Genomic DNA, 2483 nt, shown 5'->3' on the forward strand with positions numbered 1-2483 from the left:
GGGATTTCACTGCAGAAGTCCGGAGCCATGAAGTGACTGACGAAATCCAAAATACGGCCACCGCGCTGATGGAGCTTACCGCCGATATCGTTGCGGCTTATGTGAGCAAGAATTCAGTGCCGGTCTCCTCATTGCCGGACCTTATTGCCAGCATCAATTCGTCATTAGCGCGTATCGGCCAGCCGTCCGAACCGGAAAAACCCGACCAAGTTCCCGCGGTCAACCCCAAGCGCTCAGTCACTCCAGACTACATCGTCTGCCTCGAAGACGGCAAAAAGTTCAAGTCCCTCAAGAGACACTTGAACACGCATTTTGGACTGACGCCCGACGCCTATCGCCAAAAATGGGGCCTCTCCAACGATTACCCCATGGTCGCGCCTAACTATTCAGCCAATCGCTCCAGATTGGCAAAATCGATTGGCCTCGGTCGCACAGCAGCCGCGCCCAAGAAAGCAGCAGCCAAGAAGTCAAAGACGCGCTAGCAAAACATTTGGCAGCTTCGCAAAGGATCGAAAATTGAATCGCGATCGCTATTCCCATCGCCGCAGCTCGCGGCCAAGACGCGGCCGGGTTTCAATTATGCGCAAGCGTTTCTTTTCACATAAATCATTAGCCGCGATCCTGGTGATCACGCTAGCAGTGGGCGCTTATGTCACCTCCTACTTTACAGGGTGGGGCAACCAGATCGCGGGACCCAATACAGCAAGCGCACTCGGGTCAAAACCGAAGCCTATCGTCGGCGTAGCGTCCATCGTTGACGGGGACACGATCGAGATCCACGGACAGCGTATTCGTTTCAATGGCATCGACGCACCTGAAAGCAGCCAAAACTGCAGCGACGCAAGCGGGCAAGAATACCCATGCGGCCGCAAATCCGCAGAAGCACTGGACATCTTCCTCAGTCAATCCCGACCCATCCAGTGCAACTTTGTTTCGTGGGATCGTTACAACCGCTTCGTTGGTGATTGTCAGCGGGCGGACGGTGCTAGCATTGCGTCTTGGATGGTCGAACAGGGTTATGCCCTGGATTGGCCTCGATACAGCCATGGTAGTTACGCGTCACAACAGGCAGATGCCCAAAGGGCCAAGATTGGCATCTGGGTTGGCACTTTCACAGCCCCTTGGGATTGGCGAGCAACACATGCAGCCAACAATAAACCCGGTAATGACACATCCTACGGCCTTACAGGCCGTCGCCAAATAGCTCAGAGCTATTCGTGTCAACCGCGTCGCTATTGTAAGCAAATCTCCTCATGCGATGAGGCGCGCTGGTATCTCAATAACTGTAGCTGGGGACCCAAATTGGACCGGGACGGCGACGGAATTCCGTGCGAAGGCATTTGCTGACCAAGCCAATTCCTTAGCGCGCTTTCAGCAAGCCGGACTGGCCACCAGCGTTTCGGTGCATTTGCGCGAGTGCCAATAGAGCCTGGCAAAAGGGCTGGCTGACGTTTGTCTTGGAAAATTCCACCAGCTCGTTGAGCCCGGATGGGCTAGAAAACCGCAAGGCTTCGTAGCGACAGACAGGGATCTGCCGATTATCTCTGAAGCGTTTGTCGGGTCCGCCATTCTTATTGGGATGAGCCCAGGTATAGCTCACGATCTCAGCATCAGATGGAACTTTGCCGGTCTCAATAAAATTGCTGGGGGCAAATTGCGTCCTGAGGTCTCCATACCCAACGGCACCGTACTGGTTTCCGTCCTTCACCAAAATCATGTCTGGCATGAAATAAAGGATTTGCCGGCCGACGTGTATCGACGGTGGTGTGACATTGCTGCGAACAACCGTCGGCAAGGAAGCTTGGAGCGTCGTCGACTTTTTATCGACCAACATCGTGGCTCCCGCATTGCGCTTCCAAGTCGTCAGATCCTCTATCTTGCCACCAGCCGCGACATGCCAACTCGCCGCGCAGCGTGTGAGCGTGTCAAAGGCGGCGACAAGTCGCCCGTAGGCCGCCTCCGCGTCCTGCTCCAAATCATAGTAGAGCACGCTCACCCGGCGGTAGCTGTCCAACCAGTTGCCAATAAGCATGCCCGGCAAAAAGGCAGCAATACCGATCAGCGCCACCCCACCTCCCAGCATTGCGCCTGCGATCAATCCGGCGATCCCAAACAGCACGGCCAGGATGAGCGACATTCGCGTCTGCGATTGCCTCGCATTGATTTCATCAAGCACATTGGCAAATGTCTCATCACGCATCTCGATCACATCGGCGGACTCGATTTCTCTCATCACGACGCCACCGCTGACATATTCCACGGGTGAGGATGTTGGATGGGGCTTTGGCCCAGATGGGAATTCAGACAGTTGCAGCGTCTGCTTGGCGCTGCGCTTTCCCAAAGTGCCTCGGTAGTAGAGACCGCCGACGCCTGCATGAATATAATGCCCTCGTGGGCCAGTCCCGATACGAAGACCTTGCACGCCAACGGACGCGCCAACCCCGCCAGACGAGAAGTTAAAGCGGAAAGGTCCCGCACTAATC

At 55.5% G+C, this 2483-nt stretch carries 3 protein-coding genes; 2 read left to right on the plus strand and 1 reads right to left on the minus strand.

The window, feature by feature from the left end:
• The first annotated feature begins 68 nt into the window (after positions 1–68).
• Positions 69–482, plus strand: coding sequence for a MucR family transcriptional regulator (locus ENZ75_RS28500; RefSeq protein WP_082826711.1), 414 nt, complete (start codon positions 69–71; stop codon positions 480–482).
• Positions 483–516: 34 nt separating this feature from the next.
• Entirely contained in the window at positions 517–1347 is an 831-nt protein-coding gene (locus ENZ75_RS28505; protein ID WP_127224212.1) for a thermonuclease family protein, read from the plus strand.
• Positions 1348–1360: 13 nt separating this feature from the next.
• On the opposite strand, the gene ENZ75_RS28510 is transcribed toward ENZ75_RS28505, so the two are convergent.
• The coding region (locus ENZ75_RS28510; RefSeq protein WP_128278497.1) for a DUF4236 domain-containing protein at positions 1361–2483 on the minus strand (1123 nt) is incomplete at its 5' end.

Origin of the sequence: Mesorhizobium sp. M7A.F.Ca.CA.002.04.1.1 (genome assembly GCF_004022805.1) — a bacterium.
Lineage (GTDB): Bacteria > Pseudomonadota > Alphaproteobacteria > Rhizobiales > Rhizobiaceae > Mesorhizobium > Mesorhizobium ciceri.